22 protein-coding genes and 1 pseudogene are annotated in these 20,389 nt (G+C 47.0%); 15 read left to right on the plus strand and 8 right to left on the minus strand.

Features of this window, described 5'->3' with window-relative positions; all coding sequences use genetic code 11:
- Window positions 1-45: 45 nt before the first annotated feature.
- Window positions 46-1,242, minus strand: coding sequence for a class I SAM-dependent rRNA methyltransferase (locus AC2T15_RS00370; protein WP_373332252.1), 1,197 nt, complete (start codon window positions 1,240-1,242; stop codon window positions 46-48).
- A 99-nt stretch (window positions 1,243-1,341) separates the two neighbouring features.
- On the opposite strand from AC2T15_RS00370, the gene AC2T15_RS00375 reads away from it, so the two are divergent.
- Window positions 1,342-2,235, plus strand: coding sequence for an SdiA-regulated domain-containing protein (locus AC2T15_RS00375; protein WP_286594070.1), 894 nt, complete (start codon window positions 1,342-1,344; stop codon window positions 2,233-2,235).
- A 7-nt stretch (window positions 2,236-2,242) separates the two neighbouring features.
- Here AC2T15_RS00375 and cysQ read toward each other — a convergent pair whose 3' ends face one another.
- Both cysQ and nudE read right to left on the minus strand, forming a co-directional pair.
- A complete protein-coding gene (cysQ, locus tag AC2T15_RS00380) occupies window positions 2,243-3,067 on the minus strand; it encodes a 3'(2'),5'-bisphosphate nucleotidase CysQ (RefSeq protein WP_486778454.1) in 825 nt (274 codons plus the stop codon).
- Window positions 3,067-3,654 (minus strand): ADP compounds hydrolase NudE, encoded by a 588-nt coding sequence (gene nudE, locus AC2T15_RS00385; protein ID WP_486778455.1) that lies wholly within the window; start codon window positions 3,652-3,654, stop codon window positions 3,067-3,069. The genes cysQ and nudE overlap by 1 nt, the downstream gene beginning before the upstream one ends.
- 68 nt (window positions 3,655-3,722) lie before the next feature.
- On the opposite strand from nudE, the gene yrfG reads away from it, so the two are divergent.
- Window positions 3,723-4,382: a GMP/IMP nucleotidase gene (gene yrfG / locus AC2T15_RS00390; RefSeq protein WP_373332255.1), complete on the plus strand. Its 660-nt coding sequence runs from the start codon at window positions 3,723-3,725 to the stop codon at window positions 4,380-4,382.
- Between the two features lie 40 nt (window positions 4,383-4,422).
- On the opposite strand, the gene AC2T15_RS00395 is transcribed toward yrfG, so the two are convergent.
- Genes AC2T15_RS00395 through AC2T15_RS00405 form a run of 3 tightly spaced genes read right to left on the minus strand, consistent with a single transcriptional unit; the run spans window position 4,423 to window position 7,344 of the window.
- Entirely contained in the window at window positions 4,423-5,112 is a 690-nt protein-coding gene (locus AC2T15_RS00395; protein ID WP_286594074.1) for a cytochrome b/b6 domain-containing protein, read from the minus strand.
- Window positions 5,113-5,121: 9 nt separating this feature from the next.
- Complete coding sequence (locus AC2T15_RS00400; protein WP_286594075.1) at window positions 5,122-6,291, minus strand: PilT/PilU family type 4a pilus ATPase; 1,170 nt, start codon at window positions 6,289-6,291, stop codon at window positions 5,122-5,124.
- A gap of 18 nt (window positions 6,292-6,309) precedes the next feature.
- Window positions 6,310-7,344 carry a type IV pilus twitching motility protein PilT gene (locus tag AC2T15_RS00405; RefSeq protein ID WP_286594077.1) on the minus strand — a complete coding sequence of 345 codons (1,035 nt, stop codon included), beginning with the start codon at window positions 7,342-7,344 and terminating at the stop codon, window positions 6,310-6,312.
- A 145-nt stretch (window positions 7,345-7,489) separates the two neighbouring features.
- On the opposite strand from AC2T15_RS00405, the gene AC2T15_RS00410 reads away from it, so the two are divergent.
- The 10 genes from AC2T15_RS00410 (at window position 7,490) to AC2T15_RS00455 (ending at window position 16,178) form a co-directional block, all read left to right on the plus strand.
- A complete protein-coding gene (locus AC2T15_RS00410; protein ID WP_486778456.1) occupies window positions 7,490-8,176 on the plus strand; it encodes a YggS family pyridoxal phosphate-dependent enzyme in 687 nt (228 codons plus the stop codon).
- A gap of 19 nt (window positions 8,177-8,195) precedes the next feature.
- Complete coding sequence (proC, locus tag AC2T15_RS00415; RefSeq protein WP_486778457.1) at window positions 8,196-9,005, plus strand: pyrroline-5-carboxylate reductase; 810 nt, start codon at window positions 8,196-8,198, stop codon at window positions 9,003-9,005.
- Window positions 9,006-9,039: 34 nt separating this feature from the next.
- Entirely contained in the window at window positions 9,040-9,648 is a 609-nt protein-coding gene (locus AC2T15_RS00420) for a YggT family protein (RefSeq protein WP_486778458.1), read from the plus strand.
- A gap of 3 nt (window positions 9,649-9,651) precedes the next feature.
- Window positions 9,652-9,933, plus strand: coding sequence for a DUF167 family protein (locus AC2T15_RS00425; protein WP_053100891.1), 282 nt, complete (start codon window positions 9,652-9,654; stop codon window positions 9,931-9,933).
- A gap of 226 nt (window positions 9,934-10,159) precedes the next feature.
- Complete coding sequence (gene metX / locus AC2T15_RS00430) at window positions 10,160-11,299, plus strand: homoserine O-succinyltransferase MetX (protein WP_486778459.1); 1,140 nt, start codon at window positions 10,160-10,162, stop codon at window positions 11,297-11,299.
- 1 nt (window position 11,300) lies between these two features.
- Entirely contained in the window at window positions 11,301-11,903 is a 603-nt protein-coding gene (gene metW, locus AC2T15_RS00435; RefSeq protein WP_053100892.1) for a methionine biosynthesis protein MetW, read from the plus strand.
- Between the two features lie 10 nt (window positions 11,904-11,913).
- Window positions 11,914-12,333, plus strand: coding sequence for a DUF4426 domain-containing protein (locus tag AC2T15_RS00440; protein WP_053100893.1), 420 nt, complete (start codon window positions 11,914-11,916; stop codon window positions 12,331-12,333).
- A 28-nt stretch (window positions 12,334-12,361) separates the two neighbouring features.
- Complete coding sequence (gene rdgB, locus AC2T15_RS00445; protein ID WP_486778460.1) at window positions 12,362-12,955, plus strand: RdgB/HAM1 family non-canonical purine NTP pyrophosphatase; 594 nt, start codon at window positions 12,362-12,364, stop codon at window positions 12,953-12,955.
- Window positions 12,956-14,107: a radical SAM family heme chaperone HemW gene (hemW, locus tag AC2T15_RS00450; RefSeq protein ID WP_486778461.1), complete on the plus strand. Its 1,152-nt coding sequence runs from the start codon at window positions 12,956-12,958 to the stop codon at window positions 14,105-14,107.
- Window positions 14,108-14,255: 148 nt separating this feature from the next.
- Entirely contained in the window at window positions 14,256-16,178 is a 1,923-nt protein-coding gene (locus AC2T15_RS00455) for an MFS transporter (protein ID WP_486778462.1), read from the plus strand.
- Window positions 16,179-16,232: 54 nt separating this feature from the next.
- Here AC2T15_RS00455 and AC2T15_RS00460 read toward each other — a convergent pair.
- A pseudogene (locus AC2T15_RS00460) lies at window positions 16,233-17,134 on the minus strand (AsmA family protein).
- 93 nt (window positions 17,135-17,227) lie between these two features.
- Complete coding sequence (locus tag AC2T15_RS00465) at window positions 17,228-18,151, minus strand: LysR family transcriptional regulator (RefSeq protein ID WP_486778463.1); 924 nt, start codon at window positions 18,149-18,151, stop codon at window positions 17,228-17,230.
- A gap of 98 nt (window positions 18,152-18,249) precedes the next feature.
- Here AC2T15_RS00465 and AC2T15_RS00470 point away from each other — a divergent pair, with 98 nt between their 5' ends.
- The 3 genes from AC2T15_RS00470 to coaD all read left to right on the plus strand — a co-directional run bounded on the left by AC2T15_RS00470 (window position 18,250) and on the right by coaD (window position 20,359).
- Window positions 18,250-18,849 (plus strand): FMN-dependent NADH-azoreductase, encoded by a 600-nt coding sequence (locus tag AC2T15_RS00470; protein WP_286639630.1) that lies wholly within the window; start codon window positions 18,250-18,252, stop codon window positions 18,847-18,849.
- A 61-nt stretch (window positions 18,850-18,910) separates the two neighbouring features.
- A complete protein-coding gene (locus tag AC2T15_RS00475; protein WP_486779053.1) occupies window positions 18,911-19,756 on the plus strand; it encodes a pirin family protein in 846 nt (281 codons plus the stop codon).
- A 99-nt stretch (window positions 19,757-19,855) separates the two neighbouring features.
- Window positions 19,856-20,359, plus strand: a complete 504-nt coding sequence (gene coaD / locus AC2T15_RS00480; RefSeq protein WP_053100900.1) for a pantetheine-phosphate adenylyltransferase — start codon at window positions 19,856-19,858, stop codon at window positions 20,357-20,359.
- The last annotated feature ends 30 nt before the right edge of the window (window positions 20,360-20,389 follow it).

The following is a 20,389-nucleotide window of genomic DNA, read 5'->3' on the forward strand; positions in this document are numbered from 1 at the left end:
TAAATATAACGGGGCGCTTAACTGCCCCGTTATTGATGGCAGTGATTAACTGGTAGGTAAAACACGGCATACCATGGTCTTTAGTACACGGCTTTCGTTGATCGCCGGATGGCTTGGGTAGCAAGGGCTAGCACCACTGACTTGTAGCACTTGTAGGTTACGATCTAAGTGGCGAGCACTGGCCAGCAACGCTGCTTGCATTTGTTCTTCATTAAAGAAGGGCGAGCGCGAGTTGACCAGTAATAAACCATCGCGGTTGAGTAAACGCATGGCACCTTCATAGAGTTTGCGATAGCCTGCTTCACCGGTTTTGAGGTCTTTTTTACGCTTAATAAAGGCCGGTGGATCAATAATCACCAGATCAAAACGCTGTTCTTCGGCTTTTAGGCTCTGCAAACCTTCTAGTACTTCCCCTTGTAAACACTGCACGATCTCTTGCACTTGATGCTGTTCAGCGTTTTCTAACAGTAAATCAGTGGCTAATTCGCCAGCTTCTAAGGCGACCACTGACTCTGCTCCAGCAATCGCTGCAGTAATTGGCCAAGCGCCAGTGTCGGCATACAGGCAGAGTACGCGTCTATCAGTCACCCATTGCGCCAGCTGCTGACGGCTGCTTTGTAAGTCAAACTGCCACGAAGTTTTTTTCTTTTCTAAGGCGTGGGTGACAAAATCAAGGCCGTTTTCTTCCACCATCAGGGCTTCAGGAAACTCGCCATAGGCAGTTTCTACATAGCGTGGCAGCTCTTCCCAGTCGCGGTTAGGTAAATCATGGCGCCAGAGCACGGCTTCAGGCTTAAACACTTGCACGATTGCTTCCAGCAGCAGTGCTTTGTGCTGCTCCATCGCTTGGGTAGAAAGCTGCACCACAAAGTAATCACCAAAGCGATCAATCTCAATCCCAGGTAAAAAGTCAGCTTCGGCATTCACTAAACGATAAAACGGGCTAGGGTAGATTGCATCACGCAGTGATGCGGCAATGTTTAAGCGGTGTACCAGTAGCGACTTATCAAACGGATGCTCAATATCGCGGGAGTATAAACGGGCACAGACCAACTGATTAGGCGCCATTAAGGCAATACCTAATGCCTTACCTTGGGCACTTTCAATAATCACCGCTTGGCCTTGGCTAAATTGCGTCAGCGGTGAGAGTTTAGTATCGACCTCATTGCTGTAAACCCACAGATGGCCGCTGCGCAAACGGCGGTCGGCTTGGGCCTTGAGTCGAAGAATCGCCAGAGACATGTAACTACCCCAAAAAATAATAAAAAACTGAGCCGTAGTTTACCTTGCGGTAACATACTGCGCTCATTCTTCTGTTACTTCGTCTTAGGATTGATCATCTTGTTTAAAGCACGCTGGAAAATCGTTGTTCTTGTGGCCTTATTAGTATTACTCGGTAGTGCCAGCCATTATTTTCATTGGCATCAACAGTTATTGTTTTGGGTTAAAGAAACCACAGTCAGACAAAAAGTGCGCGAGCAAAGTATTTGGTTGCCCGATTATGAGGCAGTGATTCAAGCTAAGGAACTGCCGGGCCTAGAAAAGTATGAGACCTCGGCTTTAACTTGGAACCCAGCCACCCAAACGTTATTTAGCGTAACAGGCAAGATACCGCAACTTGTGGAAATCTCACCTGAGGGTGAGCTGTTGCGCAGAATTGAGCTTGAAGGGTTTGCTGATCCGGAAGGGGTTGAGGTAATTGACGCACAACGCATGGCTATTATCGATGAGCGTCGTGGCGAAATGGTGGTGTTTAAACTGCCGATTAAAGGCAATGTCTTGCGTCATGCAGAACTGGTTGCAGTCAACTTAGGCATTGTTAAAGCCGGTAATAAAGGCTTTGAAGGGATTGCTTGGGATGCGGTGAATCAGCGCATGATTTTAGCCAAAGAGCGCAGTCCCTATGGGTTGTTTAGTTTGCCATTTCCTGACGACAATAACTTTCCTAAGACCCTGCAAGAGCTGCCTTCGAAGCATTTATTTGTGCGTGATATGTCATCTCTGGCGATTGACCCACGCACAGGACACATGCTGGTGTTATCCGATGAGTCGCGGTTATTGGTAGAGCTAGATGAAAATGGGGAAACGGTCAGCTATATCAGTTTAGTTCGCGGTTTTAACGGCTTGAAAAAGAGTATTAATCAAGCCGAAGGGGTAGCGATAGATGAGCACGGCACAATTTATTTAGTCAGTGAGCCGAACTTATTCTATGTCTTTAAAAAGCCCAAGAATTAGTAATAACTTAAGCCTTAGCTTGTGCCAGCAGGGGACGCAAACTGGCAAACCAGGGTGCATCTTTTGCTAGTGCCATAAAATAAGGGTTAAGTAAGCTCGCCTTGGCTGGGTAATTAAAGCGACTGCCATCTAGCTGCAAGACAACCCCGCCAGCGCCTTCGACTACCGCTTGGGCGGCGGCGGTATCCCACTGCGAAGTGGGCGCAAGGCGTGGATAAAAATCGACTAACCCCTGGGCCAATAAACAAAACTTGAGCGAGCTGCCAATGTTGGCCAGTTCTACTGCAAATTGTTGTTTGAGGGTGGCTAAGAGTTGCTCTTGTAACGCTGAACTATGGCGGCGACTGGCGACTACAGTCAGTGTTTCAGGGCTATTACGCACCTTAATCGGCTGTGGGCTGCTGTGTGGTTCGATTAACCAAGCGCCTAACTCAGCGCCGCCATAAAAACATTGCTGCCGCACGGGGACGCCTACTACACCAAAGACCACTTGGCCTTGCTCGATTAGCGCAACATTGACGGTAAATTCATCGCTGCCATTGATAAACTCTTTGGTGCCATCGAGCGGATCAACCAACCACCAACGCTGCCATTGCTGGCGCTCGTTGAGCGCAATATCGCATGCCTCTTCCGAGAGCACCGGGATCTTGGGAGCAATGCGCTGTAAGCCTTGGCTTAATACTTGATGCGCGGCCAAGTCAGCTGCAGTGACTGGAGAATTATCTGGTTTTTGGCTAACTTCGGTGTTGGTTTTCCAGTAGGGTAAAATGGCTTCGCCGGCTTCTCGCACTAGCGCCACAACGGCTTGCATTAGCGCATCAGAAATCTGCATTAAGGTGCTCCCTTAACATCAGTAGGTTTGAGTAAACCGCGCTGCTGTAATAGATCGCGTACCACATAGAGCGCCGCTAAAGCGCGGCCTTCCGAAAAGTTAGGGCGAGCTAATAAGCCGAGTAAGTCATTGAGCGAGGCTGTTTCAACCCCCATAGGTTCAGGTTCATCACCCTCAAGCCGAGATGGGTATAAATCGCGAGCCAGCACCACTTGTATGCGTTGGCTCATATAGCCGGGCGATAAGCTCAGCTCGGTGACCCATTCTAGTTCACGGGCAGCATAGCCTGCTTCTTCTTGCAGTTCACGATTGGCGGCCATTAAGGCATCTTCACCGGGATCAATCAGCCCCTTAGGTAGGGTTAATTCGTAGCTTTCAGTGCCGGCGCAGTACTCTTCAATTAACACAAAGTTTTCGGCATCGAGCATGGCCACAATCATCACCGCACCTAGGCCGCCGGGTTTACCGCGTAAGCGCTCGTAGGTGCGCTGCACGCCATTACTGAAGCGTAGCTCTAATTGTTCTACCCGAAATAAACGGCTCTTTGCCACTTCTTGAGTAGCTAAAATTTCAGGTTTTTTACGCATATAGAGGCTCCTTTAGTGATTCCTTGTATCATACCCTGCTCGACAATCAATTGAATGGGTTAGTTTGCATGTTGCCATTACCGTGGGCCGAGATAGATACCGTGCTATTAGATATGGACGGCACCTTGCTGGACTTACATTTTGATAATTATTTTTGGCTGCATCATTTGCCTGCCTGTTATGCCAAGCAACATCGGCTGAGCCTAGAGCAAGCAAAGGCCTATTTACAGCCATTACTGGCCAGTTATCAAGGTCAATTAGCCTGGTATTGCACCGACTTTTGGAGCGAAAAGCTGCAGTTGCCGATTGTGCAGATGAAACGTGATACGGCCGAAAAAATTGCCTGGCGCCCAGAAGCCCAAGCATTTTTACAGCGTTTAGGAGCGATGGGTAAACAGCGGGTGTTAATTACCAATGCTCATCCTGACTCGTTACAGATTAAGTTAGAACAGGTGGCTTTAGCGCCTTATTTAGACCAGATAATTAGCTCCCATACGCTTGGCTATCCGAAAGAAGATCAGCGTTTTTGGCAGGCACTACAGGCACAGTTGCAGTTTAGTCGTGCGCGGAGTGTGTTCTTTGATGACAGTGAAGCGGTGTTAACCAGCGCTCAGCACTATGGCGTTGCACATACCTTAGCCATTGCCCAGCCAGATAGCCAAGGGCCATTCAAGCATTACCAGCACTTTAGTGCAGTACAGAGCTTTATGGCGTTATTTGAATCCTAATAACTATTCAGCCCGCATATTGCGGGCTGAATATATCGGGTTAGAAGCTAAAGGCTGAAGGTGCTGGTGGCGGTGGTGGAGGAACCCAAGCACCACTGGCTAAATAGTACGCACCAGCAGCTACTATCAGGGAAAAGACTAAGGCGATCCAGCCGCCTCCTTTAGCGTCTTGTTGGCTGTCATGGGTCGCTTTGGCTTGGCCGGTGATCATGGGTTTGACTAAATTATGCTTTTTAACTAACGCATGCAGAGCAATCGCTAGAATGTGTAAGCTAATTAAACCAACAATAAACCAGAGGCCTAAGCGGTGCAGGCTGGTGATTTCTAAGCTGGTACTAGAGCTGACCAAGCGTGCTAGGGGGCCGCGAAAGGCAATGTCGTCGTAGGTAAATAAGCCCGTCACAGCTTGCCAGGTCAGCAAGCCGAGCAGCGCGAAAACCGATAACACGCCTAGTGGATTGTGACCGGCTTGGTGCCACTGACCCTTCAAGTACTTTGGCAATTGCAGCACCGAGCAGAGTAAGCGATCAATTCGGGCATAGGTCGAGCCAACTAGCATCCAGCTCAAACGAAAAGCCAGTAAGGCGACAATCAAGACGCCTAAGCGTCCGTGCCACTGCATTAAGCTGCCACCTTGCCAGCCAGTATAGAGCGCACCGAAGGTGGCAGCGGCAAGTAACCAATGAAACACCCGCAAGGGTGCATCCCATACACGAATTGAGCGAACCATGATGACTCCCTATGGAAGGCTAAAGTAATTTAAATCAGAATCGTCACTAATATCTAGCTTGAACTCTTGCTTAGTGCTTGCTAGGTAATCAGAACCATTTTCTGAGGCTAGTTTAACCATTAAACGTAAATCGTTTTCAGAGTTGGCATGAGCTAAAGCATCTTCATAGCTAATTTTACCTTTGCTATAAAGCTCATAGAGATCTTGGTCAAAGCTGCGCATTCCTAACTCAGTGGAGCGCTTCATTAAATCTTTCAACTCCAGAATATCACCTTTGCGAATATATTCTGCTGCTAAAGGGGTGTTAAGCAGTACTTCAACGGTGGCAACTCGACTGTTTCCATCAATACTAGGGATAAGTTGCTGGGCAATAATCGCACGTAGATTAATGGATAGATCCATCCAAACTTTTTCATGACGCTCGCTTGGAAACATACTGACAATACGTTCTAGTGTTTGTACTGCATTTTGCGCGTGCAAAGTTGCTAAGCAAAGGTGGCCCGTTTCAGCAAAAGTAATAGCATATTCCATGCTTTCTTGCGTACGAACTTCACCTAGTAAAATTACATCGGGAGATTGGCGTAAGGTATTTTGTAATGCATCTGAATAGGATGCCGTATCTAAGCCTACTTCGCGCTGGGTAACAATGCAGCCATCATGCTGGTGGATAAACTCAATAGGGTCTTCAATGGAAATAATGTGTCCACTGCTATTACGGTTACGATGACCAATCATTGCCGCAAGACTGCTTGATTTACCTGCCCCGACAGGACCAACAAATAAAATTAAGCCATTTTTACTCATGGCTAGTTGTTCAAGAATAGGAGGGAGACTGAGTTCATTAAAATCAGGGATAGCTGTTTTAATGCGGCGAATAACCATGCCAACAAACCCCTGCTGTAAGAAAGTATTGGCACGAAAGCGCCCTATACCTTCTAAATTAATGGCAAAGTTTACTTCAGTGCCGCTATCAAATGTCGCACGATCAGAATCGCTCATGAGATGATGAGCAATGATTTTAGATTGTTTTGGAGTGATCGGCGGAAAACTTAATGCATGCATCTTACCGTGAACTTTATAGGTTGGAGCAACACCTACAGTAATAAATAAGTCAGAGGCATTGATGCTGATCATGCCTTTCAACAGCTGTTCAATTGAAGGCAAACCTGGCTTAGTCATTGATAGAATCCTTATGAATTAAAATTGCTCAGGTATTTTGGCTTTTTCGCGAGCGGTTTCTCTAGCAACAATTCCACGACTAACTAAGTTAGATAAGCAACTATCGAGAGTTTGCATACCTAGCGAGCCGCCAGTCTGAATGGCTGAGTACATTTGAGCAATCTTATCTTCGCGGATCAGGTTACGAATGGCAGGGGTACCCAACATAATTTCATGGGCTGCGACGCGACCGCCCCCAATTTTCTTTAGCAGAGTTTGTGAGATTACCGCTTCCAATGATTCGGAGAGCATTGAGCGTACCATTGATTTTTCGGCTGCTGGAAATACATCCACGATCCGGTCTACTGTTTTAGCAGCTGAGGTAGTGTGTAGAGTGCCAAAAACTAAGTGCCCAGTTTCTGCAGCAGTGAGAGCTAAACGAATTGTTTCTAAGTCGCGCAACTCACCTACTAGAATAATATCAGGGTCTTCACGTAGCGCTGAGCGCAGTGCTTCATTGAAACCATGGGTGTCGCGATGCACTTCTCGTTGGTTAACTAAGCACTTTTTTGATTCGTGAACGAACTCAATTGGATCTTCTACCGTTAAAATATGGCGATAATACTTATTATTTAAATAATCCATCATTGCGGCCAGGGTGGTCGACTTACCCGATCCGGTAGGACCAGTGACAAGCACGAGGCCACGTGGCACTTCAGAAATACGCCGGAAAACATCACCCATATCCAGCTCTTCCATGGAAAGCACTTTGCTTGGAATAGTTCGAAATACTGCTGCAGCACCGCGGTTTTGAGTAAAGGCGTTAACCCGGAAGCGAGCAATACCGGGTACTTCGAAAGAAAAGTCCGTCTCTAAGTTGGCTTCATAATCTTTTCGTTGACGATCATTCATAATGTCATAGATTAAGGCATGAACTTGTTTGTGCTCCATGGCAGGTAAGTTAATGCGTCGCATATCACCGTCTATACGAATCATAGGCGGTAGTCCTGCCGATAAGTGTAAGTCCGATGCGCCTTGTGTGGCACTAAAGGCCAGTAACTCGGTAATATCCATAATGCTCCAGAAAACCTTTAACGTAACAGGTATAAATAGTTAGCTTTAGAAGAGTAATGATACCTTAAATGCATAAGTTGATTTGATGTACATTTTAAAATTTTGTTTTTAATAGCGAATCAGACAGTGAGACAAACAAATAATCATGTCCCTTAACTTATCACAAAATCTTCAGCGGGTTCGACAACGCTTAATACAGGCTAGCAGTGCCTATACAGTGTCACATACTCCACAGCTGCTAGCGGTGAGCAAGCATCATAGCAGCGCAGCGATTGCCGAGCTTTATCAGTTAGGACAGGTAGCTTTTGCAGAGAGCTATGTGCAAGAGGCCTTAAGTAAGCAACAGGAGCTAGCAGGGCTTGCAATAGAGTGGCATTTTATTGGGCCAATTCAATCCAATAAAACCAAGCAAATTGCGCAGCACTTTACTTGGGTGCATTCGGTTGATCGCTTAAAGGTTGCCGAGCGTTTAAATAAAGCCTGTGCTGATAGTGGTCGGCGTTTAAATATTTGTTTGCAAGTTAATATCAGTCGTGAAGCCAGTAAGTCAGGCTGTTTACCCGAAGAACTGCCAGCCTTAGCTATAGCTGTGCAGTCTTTGCCTTATTTGCAGTTACGAGGATTAATGGCTATTCCTAACCCAACTGAAGATATCGCCGAACAGCGCGCAAACTTTGCTAAAGTGGCCGCATTGCAAGCGCAGCTTAATCAAATCCTTGATGACCCATTAGATACGCTATCTATGGGGATGAGTAATGATTTAGAGGCAGCCGTGGCTGAAGGTGCCACCTACGTGCGTATAGGAACAGCGTTATTTGGTGCACGTACTTAATATTGGGGAATTTGGAACGATGAAAAAAATTGCATTTATTGGCGGTGGTAATATGGCCGCCAGTCTAATCGGTGGTTTAGTGAGCAATGGATGGACTGCCGAGTATATTATAGTGAGTGATCCAAGAGTTGAGCGACTGGCATATTTACAGCACACTTTTGGAATTCAGACTACGCAAGATAATAGTGCAGCAGCAGCGTATGCTGAAGTGATAGTGTTAGCAGTCAAACCTCAGGTGATGCAGTCTGTTTGTATGAGCTTGAGTGAGCAAGTAGGCTCGCAATTGATTATTTCAATTGCTGCAGGCATTCCCTGCTCAGCCATTAGTCAATGGCTAGGCAGCCAAACAGTCATTCGCTGCATGCCCAATACTCCAGCTTTGATTGGAGCGGGTATTAGTGGATTGTTTGCAACTGCAGTGGTTACAGCGGAGCAAAAACAATTAGCAGAAAGAATTTTGCAAGGTGCAGGCAAGGTCAGTTGGTTAACACAAGAAGTACAAATTGATGCGGTAACTGCTATTTCAGGAAGTGGTCCGGCATATTTTTTCTTGCTAGTTGAAGCGATGATAGCAAGTGGTGAGCAACTCGGCTTAAGTCGTGCGGTGGCTACTGAGCTAGCTCAGCAAACGGCCTTAGGCGCAGCTAAAATGCTTGTGCAGAGTCCGCATGATGCAGCGACCTTGCGTCAGCAGGTGACTTCACCACAGGGTACAACGGAAGCAGCGATTAAGACTTTTTTAAACGGTGGTTTTATGGCCTTAGCTGAGCAAGCCATTACCGCAGCTGCGACTCGCTCGCAAGAGTTGGCTCAGCAATTGAGTCAGTAACCGAATGAATTTATTAGCAGAAGTTGAGTAATTTATGAACGAAGCACTTTCTGGTGGTCAAGCCTTGCTTTATGTGATTAAAGCGTTGGGTGGCTTTTATGTCTTTTTAGTGATGATGCGTTTTTTACTACAGCTAGTGTATGCGGACTTTTATAATCCTATCTCTCAGTTTATGGTTAAAAGTACTCAGCCGGTGCTGGCACCATTACGCCGCTTGTTACCGTCTCAAGGACGTTTAGACCTTGCTTCTTTAGCTCTTGCGATTGTATTACAAACAGCATTAATTTTAGTGATGTTGGTGCTTATGTTTGATAGCAGTGTGTTGGGCGATTTTGCTCTCAGTGCGGTACTTTGGAGTATTGTGCTGTTAGGTAAGTTAGCGGTAAAAATATTTTATTTTTCGTTAATTATCAGTGTGATTTTATCGTGGATCGCACCGATGAGTCGCCATCCTGCTGCAGAACTGATTAATCAGGTAGTTGATCCAATGCTAGGTATTTTCCGACGTTTCCTTCCTAATTTAGGAGGGCTGGATATTTCGCCAATCTTTGCCATTATTGGACTTAATTTGCTTGATAATTTTGTACTGATGAATTTAGCTCAGGCAGTTAATATGCCCAGTATTTTATTAGGGAGTTTTTAATTAGTGCTTGAGACAGTATGGCGTCAAGAGGGTGAGGATATTGTCTTATTTTGTCACTTGCAGCCTGGTGCACGTACAACTGAATTAGCAGGCTTGCATGATGGGCGTCTTAAAATACGGATTCAAGCGCCTCCTGTTGAAGGTAAAGCTAATACAGTCCTGATTCATTTTCTGAGTAAATTATTCGGTGTACCAAAACGTCGAGTTCTTATTGAATCTGGTGAGCTTAATCGACAAAAACGTGTGCGTATTATTGCGCCTGCAAACAATCCGCTTTTAACTTAGGCAATTTGTAGGAACAGAAGATGTTGCTTGTTCTGAGTAGGTATATGCTATGAAAAATTGTGATAAAACACACTGAAAAATAAGCCAGTCAATACCTGTCGTACAGTAGATTCTGTCACTCGCCTAAGCCACATTTGTTTAAAGTTAGTAAAATAAGTGCGGCTAACCTTGCCGCACTGCGCGGCAAAATCTAGACTGCATAGCTTACGTATGAGAGAGATTGGTCGTGCCTTCTACATTTCCTGAAGATTCTGTGGGGTTAGTGACTCCACAAATCGCTGAGTTTGAGCAGCCACTTGAGCTGGACTGCGGCAAAACCCTACCGGCTTATCAAATTATTTATGAAACCTATGGCCAGTTGAATGCTGATGGCAGTAACGCAGTGCTAATTTGTCACGCGTTATCGGGTCATCATCATGCGGCTGGTTACCATTCGCCGGAGGATAAAAAGCCTGGCTGGTGGGATGCCTGTATTGGTCCGGGTAAAGCCATTGATACCAATAAGTTTTTTGTGGTGAGCTTGAATAACCTTGGCGGCTGCCATGGTTCTACCGGGCCTGCCAGTATTGATCCTGAAACCGGCAAGCAGTACGGCGCAACCTTCCCAATTGTTACGGTTAAGGATTGGGTGCGTAGCCAAGTGCGCCTAGCGGATCGCTTAGGTATTAAACAATGGGCAGCCGTGGTTGGCGGCAGCATGGGCGGTATGCAGGCAATGCAATGGAGTATTATGTATCCCGAACGGGTACGCCATTGCGTGGCAATTGCTGCGGCGCCTAAATTATCTGCGCAGAATATTGCCTTTAACGAGGTGGCGCGCCAAGCAATTATGAAAGATCCTGACTTTCATGGCGGAGACTTTGCCGCCCATGGTGTCATTCCTAAGCGTGGATTAATGCTGGCGCGGATGGTCGGGCACATTACCTATTTGTCCGATGACTCCATGGGGCAAAAGTTTGGTCGTGAACTGCGCAGTGATTGCCTAACCTATGACTTTAATAATATCGAGTTTCAGGTTGAAAGCTATTTGCGTTATCAGGGCGAGCAGTTTTCCACCCGCTTTGATGGCAATACCTATCTGTTAATGACTAAGGCTTTGGATTATTTTGATCCTGCCGCTGACTTTAACGATGATCTGAGTGCTGCAATGGCTGAAGCCAGTGCCAGTTTCTTTATTGTGTCCTTTACTACCGACTGGCGTTTCTCGCCGGCGCGCTCCCGGGAAATTGTCGATGCGTTGATTTCAGCTGACAAGCGAGTGACTTATTTAGAGGTGGATGCGCCCCAAGGGCATGATGCGTTCTTGATTCCGATTCCTCGTTATTTACAAGCCTTTAGCGGCTTTATGCAGCGGATTGAGGTGTGAGATGCGTGCCGATTTAGCGTTAATTGAACAATGGATTCCTAAGGGCAGCCGGGTGCTGGACTTAGGCTGCGGTGATGGTGAGTTGTTGGCTTCATTGATGAAGCACAAACAAGTCACCGGTTATGGTTTAGAAATTGCGGCCGACAACATTGCTGCCTGTATCGACAAAGGCGTCAATGTGATTGAACAAGACCTTGACCAAGGCTTGAGTAATTTTGATAGTGATAGTTTTGATGTGGTGGTGATGAGCCAAGCACTGCAAGTGGTGCATTACCCGGACAAAATTTTGCAAGAAATGCTGCGGGTGGGTAAAACCTGCATCATCACCTTTCCAAACTTTGGGCACTGGCGTTGCCGTTGGTACTTAGCTACTAAAGGGCAGATGCCGGTGTCTGAGTTTATGCCCTACACCTGGTACAACACACCGAACATTCACTTCTGTACCTTTAAAGATTTTGAGGTGATGTGTCAGCAAATGAATATGCAGGTGTTAGATCGTCTCGCGGTAGATAGTCAGTATGAGAAAACCGTGGCCAGTGATCTGTGGCCGAACCTCTTTGGTGAGGTGGGGATTTATCGGGTCACGGCTAATCGTCACAACTAAGGAGAACAGCATGCGTCATTTAATCGTCCTATTGCTCAGTGCGGTGTTAGCTTTACCGGTATTGGCTGCAGAGCGTATGCAGCGCTTAGGTGAAGTGGAAGCCCATTACAGTGTGTTTAATTCCAGTTTTTTACAGCCCGAGATTGCTAAGGCCAGCGGCTTAACCCGCAGTAAAGAGCTAGGCGTATTGAACTTGTCTTTTGTGCAACAGGGTAAAGGTCAGGTAGTAAAACTTAGCGGTACGGTGACCGACTTAATGAGTAAAACTACGCCATTAACCTTTCGCGAAACCAAAGAAGGCAGTGCGGTGTATTACTTAGCGCAGTTCAAGCAAAGCAGCCGTGAAATTTTAAAATTCAAGATTGAGGCTGAGTTTGCCGATGGCCAGCGCCATACCCTGCAATTCAGCCAAGAAGTTTTTCCGGACTAAATTTTCTCAGTAAATAAGTAGCGACTTAATGAAAGAACTTGTTCTCGCCAGCCATAACCCAGGCAAACTCAAAGAGCTACAAGCGATGCTCGGAGCGCAGGTCAAACTGCGCTCGATTGCTGAGTTTAGCCAAGTCGAGCCCGAAGAAACGGGCTTAAGCTTTATTGAAAATGCTATTTTAAAAGCCCGACATGCTGCCGAAGTTTCGGGTTTACCAGCCTTAGCCGATGATTCGGGATTGGCTGTGGATTATTTAGGCGGTGCGCCGGGTATTTATTCGGCGCGCTTTGCCGCCGATGAGGGCGCTAAAGGTGATGCGGCGAATAACGCCAAGTTACTGCGCGTGCTTGAAGGTGTACCTGAAGCTGCACGGGGTGCGCAGTTTGTCTGTGTTTTAGCACTTATGCGCCACGCGGCTGATCCACTACCGCTGGTGTGTGAAGGACTGTGGCAGGGCCGTATTTTGCTGCAAGCCCAAGGCCAACATGGCTTTGGCTATGATCCTTTATTTTGGCTTGAGGAGCATCAGTGCAGTAGCGCCGAGTTAGCTCCAGAGTTAAAAAATCAGCATAGCCATCGGGCGCTGGCGATGCGTTTGCTTAAGCAACGCTTAGGACTGTAAATGCCCAGTTCTTTGCTGCAGTTACCGCCGCTTTCACTGTATATCCATATTCCGTGGTGTATTCGTAAGTGCCCGTATTGCGATTTTAATTCCCATGCCGCTGGCCCTGAATTACCTGAGGCAGCGTATGTGGCTGCATTGCTTGAGGATTTGCAGCAAGATTTAGCTTGGGTGCAAGGGCGTAAACTGACCTCGATTTTTTTTGGTGGAGGCACTCCTAGTCTGTTTTCTGCCAATGCCATGCAACAGATTTTAACCGGAGTCGAGCAGTTAATTCCATTTCAGCCAGGGATTGAAATTACCTTAGAGGCTAATCCGGGTACCTTTGAGCAAGAAAAATTCACCGGCTTTCGCCAGACCGGCATTAATCGGTTATCGATTGGAATGCAAAGCTTTCAAGACGATAAGCTTAAGGTACTGGGGCGAGTACATACCGGCACAGAAGCCATGCGCGCCGCAGATATGGCACGCACGGCTGGGTTTGATAACTTTAACTTAGACCTCATGCACGGTTTACCTAAGCAAACTGTGGCAGATGCAATGGATGACTTAGCCCGTGCCTTTGCTTTGCAGCCGACCCATATTTCGTGGTACCAACTGACCATGGAGCCCAATACGCTGTTTTGGAGTAAGCCGCCGGTACTGCCTGAAGACGACACCCTGTGGGATATTCAAGAGCAAGGGCAAGCACTGTTAGCTGAACAGGGGTATCGCCAGTATGAAACCTCAGCCTATGCCAAGCCTGGCTATCAAGCGCAGCACAATCTTAATTATTGGCAATTTGGTGACTTTTTAGGCATTGGAGCTGGCGCCCACGGCAAAATTACCCAAGCCGATGGCCAAATTCTACGAATGTGGAAAACCCGCCAGCCTGCGGATTATTTGAATCCTGATAAAGCTTTTTTAGCCGGCAGTAAGGTGCTGATGGCTGAAGATCTGCCATTTGAATTTTTGATGAACACCCTGCGTTTAGTTGAGGGTGTGCCGAGTACGCTGTTTAGCCAGCGCACAGGCTTGCCGTTAGCCCAATTAGCAGCAGGCCGACAGCAGGCCGAGCACAAGGGATTGTTAGACAAAAATCCTGCGTATTTACGACCTAGCGTCCAAGGGCAGCTGTTTTTAAATGATTTACTACAGCTGTTTTTAGAGTAATTGAGTAAATTTTCGCTAAAAAAAGCACAAAATGTTACTTCCAGTCGGTCTATTGGTTCTAATAATTAACGATTAACCGCCGGTTAATTTTAAGTGAATGCGTCAAGTGTTGGCACTTGGCGCTTGAGTAACAGGGTAGAACAGACCGATGAAAAGCTCTAAGAAAGCGTCGCCCGAAAACCATAGCAGTCAGTTTAGTCTGCTTAAACAACAGCGTTTCGCGCCATTTTTTTGGGTGCAGTTTGCAGGAGCTGCAAACGACAACTTATTTAAGTTTGCCTTTACCGTAATGGTCACCTATCAGCTGAGTGTCAGCTGGATGCCACCGAGCATGGCAGGTCTTGTGATTGCTGCGTTGTTTATTTTTCCTTACTTATTATTCTCGGCGACTTCAGGACAAATCAGCGATAAGTTCGCCAAAACCAAATTAATTCGCCACGTTAAAGATTTAGAAATCGGCATTATGCTGCTGGGGGTTGTGGGCTTTGTCCTAGAAAGTCCTGTGGTGTTATTACTATGTACTTTTTTAATGGGGCTGCAGTCGACCATTTTTGGTCCACTGAAATACGCCTATTTACCCCAAGTCCTCAATCAGCGTGAACTAACCGGTGGCAATGGGGTGATTGAGATGGGCACCTTTGTGGCGATTTTATTGGGTAACGTCGCAGGTGGCTTAATGATTGCGGTGCCCGAAATAGGTCACTATCAGGTCGCGGCAGCCTGCTTGGGTTTAGCAGTGCTGGGGCGTTTAATCGCACAAGCCGTGCCAGAGCTACCGGCTACTGATCCACAGCTAAAAATTAACTGGAATCCTGTGACTGAAACCTGGCGCAACCTAAAGCAGGCAAGAGCCAACCCGGTGGTGTTTCGCTCTATGCTGGGGATCAGCTGGATGTGGTTCTTTGGCGCGGTATTTTTAAGTCAGTTTCCCAGTTTTGCCAAAGAAGTACTGCAGGGTAATGAGCAAGTAGCTTCATTGTTGCTGGTGGTGTTTTCGGTGGGTATTGCTATCGGGTCCTTACTTTGTGAAACTCTTAGCCGCCGCCAAGTAGAAATTGGTTTAGTGCCGATTGGCGCTATTGGCATGAGCTTGTTTGCGGTGGATCTGTATTTTTCTACCCGTGGTTTGCCAAATCAGGCCGAAATGGGTCTAGCCGCTTTTATGCAGCAGCCTGCACACTGGCGGGTATTAGTGGATTTATTCGGTTTAAGCTTATTTGCCGGCCTGTACAGCGTGCCAATGTATGCCTTGATTCAAATGCGTACGGAACCGACTCATGTGGCACGGATGATTGCTGCCAATAATATTTTAAACGCACTCTTTATGATTGCTAGCTCCTTACTTGCTGGTGGTTTATTGGCTGCGGGTTTAACTATTCCCCAAGTGTTTTTAGTGGTTGGGGTGATGAATGCACTAGTAACTTTTTATATTTTTATGCTGGTGCCGGAGTACTTTTTACGCTTTTTATCTTGGCTACTTTCCAACCTTATTTATCGCTTTAAGGTTAGTAATGCTGAGGCCATTCCCCAGCAGGGACCGGTGGTTTTAACCTGTAACCATGTCAGCTTTGTTGATGCGGTCTTGCTTATGGCTGCTAGCCCCCGGCCGATTTACTTTTTAATGGATCACCGGATTTTTAAAACTCCAGTCTTAGGCTGGGTATTTAAATTAGCCAAAGCCATTCCTATTGCACCCCAGCGCGATGATGCGGCCGCCTATGAGCAAGCCTTTGAGCAAGCAGCGCAGGTGCTAAAAAACGGTGATGTGTTAGCGATCTTCCCTGAAGGAGCGATTACCCGTGATGGTGAGCTAGGAGCGTTTAAACCGGGGCTATTAAAAATTTTAGCCTCAGCCAAACAAGCGGGCTTGTCGGTACCGGTGATCCCTATGGCGCTCACTAACTTATGGGGTTCGTACTTTAGCCGAATTGAGGGAGTAGCGATGAAAAAGCCATTGCGTCGTGGCCTTTGGAACAAAGTGGGACTGCGAGTAGGGGAACCCATAGCCGGTGATCAAGTGCGAATGGATCAGCTCAAGCAGCAGATCCAGGCATTACTTAATCAAGCCTAAGCACACAAAGTTAATGGCGGTGGCGGTGTTGAGTTTAAAGTGCGCCGTCACCAGTTACTGAGCAGACTCGTAGGTAGGGGTAAAGGCTTTAACAAAGCCATTTTTTAGCACTGATAAAAAAGCTTGTAAGGGGCTCAGTTTGGCGTGCTGGGTGGTGCCTTTAAGCTCAACCTTGGTGGCAAACTGATTTTTTGCTTGGTTTTTTAGTGCTGTTTCGCCAGTACCTTTAGCAAAATCAAACTTAGCGTAAGCTTGGGTAAATTCATTAAAGTGTTTGAGTTCCACGTCCGTGGTTTTGGCTTTAATGGCAAAGTTTTGCCAATCAGTTAAGGGGTCAAAGGAGGCGCTAGCCTCTATTTTGGCCGCATTAAATAACTGGCCATGCCCAGTAAAGTGCGCCACTCGCTGACCTTGAGCGTCCTCAATATTGGTTAGATTACTGATGCTGCCTTGAACTTGATCAGCATACAGATGCACTTTGGGCTGGGTGGTAAAATTGTAAAAGGCTAGCTGTCCATCATGTGTACTTCGTTAAGCTTAATCGGCACTAATTGCCGCAGTTGCTGACGCCAGTCCACGCCCTGACCGGTTTGTGAAGCACCTGTTCGGCCGCCATCAACAAAGTTGACTTCAGGTTGTTCAAAACTGACGGTGGCAACAACAGAGTGCCGGTTCCAAAGAGCTGGCCAGCTAATCGAGATAAAAATTTGCTTGGCGGCAAATAAAGGGACGGGAATTTCTGCATTCTTTTTAACAATGCTGAGTTGGTCTATTCGATAAGCCCCACGCCATAATTGCAGATCAATGTGCTCAATATGGCCACGATATTGCTCTAAATTATCTAGTTTTTGATTGAGGTAGTGTAATAACCAAAGGGGTAGTAGCCATTCAATGGCGATGACTAACAATAACAGGCTAAACAGGAGCCCCAGGGAAATTTTAGCGGTACGAGACATGGCATTACCCTACCTAGAGTCAGTGGTGGCGATAAACTAATCGACCGAGAATAGGGCTAAGGGTTCGCGCATGTGCGCTGCGCAAAGTTTAAATTAGTCGTCAAACTGCAGTGCAGTTTCTAGCATCGTTAAAAAAGCACGGGTTTTAGTGGGCATTAATTGGCGACTAGGAAACACCGCCCACGCGGTTTGCGCTGGTAAGTACCACTCAGGTAATACCCGCTGCAGCAGGTTTTTGTGCTGATAAATTTGCGTAAAATAGTGAGGCACGGCGATGATACCTGCACCGCGGCAGGCCAAATTAATCAACAGTTCTGGCGAGTTGGCAGTGAGGCGTCCAGGAGGTAAGCCTTGCCATTGTTCTTGGCCTTTTTTTAGTAACCACGGGATACTGGCGCCTTGGCCAGTCATTAAGCGGATCGAGTCAAACTGCATTAGCTGGTCGGGCGTGGCAGGCGTGCCTCGTTCTCGTAAGTAAGCACTTGAGGCATACAAGCCACATTCAAAGACGCGCAGTTGTTTGGCAATTAATTGTGGATTGTCATCCACATTGCCAACGCGCAGCGCCAGATCAAAAGCTTCATCTAAGAGATCAACTCGGCGGGCAGATAAATCGAGCTCAAGACTGACATGGGGATGCAGCGCACTAAAGGCCGCCAGCATATCGACCAATAAAATATTAGCAAAGTCAGCCGGCATTGATACCCGTAATCGCCCGCTTGGTTGGGCTTGACGACTATCGCTAAGCTGCTGAGCTGCACCTACTTCAAGGCTAATTTGTTGCGCGTGCTCGAGTAACTGTTCGCCAAATTCAGTTAAGCGCAAACGCCTTGTGGTGCGTAGTAACACCTGCTCGCCTAATACCTGTTCTAGCTGGCTAATCCGCCGAGAAACGGTGGACTTAGGCAACCCTAAGCGATTGGCGGCGGCGGTAAAGCTGCCAAGTTCAACCACTTTGGCAAAGATCACCAAATCATCTGCGGTTAATTGTTCTTTAGGTGGAACAATGTTATCCATTTTTCCTCTCTAATCAGTGTGCGCAACAGTTGCTAGGATAACCCCACATTTAACGATTAATTATTTTATTTTATCCAGCCAGTGCTAAGGAACTCTCGATGAAAATTTTACAAGTGAATGCCAGCGTACGCGGTGATCAAGCTAACTCTACAAAGATTGCTAACCAAATAACGGCAGCCTTGCTCAATAAGCACCCAGAAGCTGAAGTAATCATTCGTGATTTAGGCCAGCAATCACCCGCGGTATTAGACAGCGCTGGTGTTCAAGCGCTATTTACGCCAGAAGAGCTGCGCACCCCTGAGCAGCAGCGCCGCGTGGCCTTAGATGATCAGTTAATTGCTGAAGTGCAAGCAGCCGATGTGCTGGTGCTCGGTGTGCCGATGTATAACTTTGGTAACTCGATTCAACTAAAAAGCTGGATTGATGCGCTGTGCCGTAACGGTACTACCTTCCGTTATACCGAAAATGGCCCCGTCGGTTTATTAACCGATAAAACCGTGTACGTCGGCTTTGCCCGAGGTGGGCGCTACCGTGGTACTGAGCAAGATAGCCAAACTCCATACTTAAAAACTGTACTGGGCTTTATTGGATTAACTGATGTGCGTTTTGTGTATGCCGAAGGATTAAATATGGGCCCCGATGCCGCCGCCCAAGGTTTTGCTGAGGCCGAACAAGATATTGCTCAGCAGGTGCAATAATTTCTGAACCCTGTTATTAACGACGCTGGAGATTGAGATGAAACACGTTACCCAACAAGCGATTCAACGTAGCCGCGAAATTGAATCAGTCGTGGCTGGGCAAGCAACCTCAGACGGTGCAGGCGTGCAACTTACCCGTTTACTTGGGCAACAACTGCAGCGTCGTTTAGATCCATTTTTGATGCTCGATGCCTTTGGTAGCGATAATCCGGATGATTACATTGCCGGCTTTCCTGACCACCCACATCGGGGATTTGAGACAGTTACTTATATGCTGCACGGCAAAATGCTACACCGCGATAGCCAAGGTAATGAGGGCTTATTACAAGACGGTGGGATGCAGTGGATGAGTGCAGCACGTGGGGTGATTCACTCAGAAATTCCCCAGCAAAGCGCAGGCTTAATGCAGGGTTTTCAATTATGGGTGAATTTACCTGCAGTCAATAAAATGGATCAGCCGTGGTATCAAGATGTAAACCCCGAGCAAATTCCGGCTATAGAAACCGAGCAGGGCGTACAGGTAAAAATTTTGGCGGGCGAAACCCATGGGGTGCGAGGAGCAATTCAGCGCCCAGTCACCGAGCCGCTGATTTTAGATATCAGCTTGCCGGCTAATAGTGAGTTTTCCCAAGCCTTGGCTGCCGAGATGAACGCTTTTGTCGTGCCTTATCAAGGAGAGCTGCGATTGGCTGGGCAGAGAGTGAGTAGCCATCAGTTAGCGATTCTAAATAATTCAGCAGCTGCCGATGGTGTTACTTTGCGTAGTGCTGAGCAGCCAACACGGGTGTTATTGATAGCGGGCAAACCACTAAAAGAAGATATTGCGCAATACGGCCCCTTTGTGATGAATAGCAAAGAGGAGATTTACCAAGCAGTGAATGATTTTCAGCAGGGTAAGTTCGTTTAATTCACGCTGTTTAACCGGTCCACGCACTCAGCCTTTGCCCACAAGCGCTGGGTGCGTTAAGATTTGCCCCTTAAATTGGACACTGTAAAGGACATCGCGATGAAGCGCGTTTTATATCCTGGTACCTTTGACCCCATCACTCGCGGTCATAGCGATCTTGTGGAGCGTGCGGCCCGCATTTTCGACGAAGTAATTGTAGCGGTTGCGGCCAGCCCGAAAAAACAGCCATTATTTAGCTTAGAAAAGCGCGTAGCCTTGGCCGAAGAAGCCTTAGCGCATTTACCTAATGTACGGGTATTGGGCTTCAGCAATCTACTGGCGCACTTTGTAAAAGAAGTCGATGCCCATGTACTGATGCGTGGTTTGCGTGCAGTTTCTGATTTTGAGTATGAATTTCAACTGGCGAATATGAACCGTAAACTAGCCCCTGATGTTGAAAGCATGTTTTTAACCCCATCAGAAAAATACTCCTTTATTTCCTCAACCTTAGTGCGAGAAATTGCGGCGCTTGAAGGAGATATTTCTGAGTTTGTGCATCCCGCAGTAGAGGCGGCTTTAGCTGAGCGCCGTCGGCAAGTGGCAGCTGAAAAAGCGGCTAATTAGCTGACTCGTTGCGCGGAATAATGTTTTGTA

This window comes from Thiopseudomonas sp. SA1F2-1K, assembly GCF_057443035.1.

Bases quoted from the DNA above. Each gene is read 5' to 3' on its own strand.
- AC2T15_RS00370 (WP_373332252.1), bottom strand. From the start codon at position 1,242: ATGTCTCTGGCGATTCTTCGACTCAAGGCCCAAGCCGACCGCCGTTTG.
- cysQ (WP_486778454.1), bottom strand. From the start codon at position 3,067: ATGCAGATTTCTGATGCGCTAATGCAAGCCGTTGTGGCGCTAGTGCGA.
- nudE (WP_486778455.1), bottom strand. From the start codon at position 3,654: ATGCGTAAAAAACCTGAAATTTTAGCTACTCAAGAAGTGGCAAAGAGC.
- yrfG (WP_373332255.1), top strand. From the start codon at position 3,723: ATGTTGCCATTACCGTGGGCCGAGATAGATACCGTGCTATTAGATATG.
- AC2T15_RS00395 (WP_286594074.1), bottom strand. From the start codon at position 5,112: ATGGTTCGCTCAATTCGTGTATGGGATGCACCCTTGCGGGTGTTTCAT.
- AC2T15_RS00400 (WP_286594075.1), bottom strand. From the start codon at position 6,291: ATGACTAAGCCAGGTTTGCCTTCAATTGAACAGCTGTTGAAAGGCATG.
- AC2T15_RS00405 (WP_286594077.1), bottom strand. From the start codon at position 7,344: ATGGATATTACCGAGTTACTGGCCTTTAGTGCCACACAAGGCGCATCG.
- AC2T15_RS00410 (WP_486778456.1), top strand. From the start codon at position 7,490: ATGTCCCTTAACTTATCACAAAATCTTCAGCGGGTTCGACAACGCTTA.
- proC (WP_486778457.1), top strand. From the start codon at position 8,196: ATGAAAAAAATTGCATTTATTGGCGGTGGTAATATGGCCGCCAGTCTA.
- AC2T15_RS00420 (WP_486778458.1), top strand. From the start codon at position 9,040: ATGAACGAAGCACTTTCTGGTGGTCAAGCCTTGCTTTATGTGATTAAA.
- metW (WP_053100892.1), top strand. From the start codon at position 11,301: ATGCGTGCCGATTTAGCGTTAATTGAACAATGGATTCCTAAGGGCAGC.
- AC2T15_RS00440 (WP_053100893.1), top strand. From the start codon at position 11,914: ATGCGTCATTTAATCGTCCTATTGCTCAGTGCGGTGTTAGCTTTACCG.
- rdgB (WP_486778460.1), top strand. From the start codon at position 12,362: ATGAAAGAACTTGTTCTCGCCAGCCATAACCCAGGCAAACTCAAAGAG.
- hemW (WP_486778461.1), top strand. From the start codon at position 12,956: ATGCCCAGTTCTTTGCTGCAGTTACCGCCGCTTTCACTGTATATCCAT.
- AC2T15_RS00455 (WP_486778462.1), top strand. From the start codon at position 14,256: ATGAAAAGCTCTAAGAAAGCGTCGCCCGAAAACCATAGCAGTCAGTTT.
- AC2T15_RS00465 (WP_486778463.1), bottom strand. From the start codon at position 18,151: ATGGATAACATTGTTCCACCTAAAGAACAATTAACCGCAGATGATTTG.
- AC2T15_RS00470 (WP_286639630.1), top strand. From the start codon at position 18,250: ATGAAAATTTTACAAGTGAATGCCAGCGTACGCGGTGATCAAGCTAAC.
- coaD (WP_053100900.1), top strand. From the start codon at position 19,856: ATGAAGCGCGTTTTATATCCTGGTACCTTTGACCCCATCACTCGCGGT.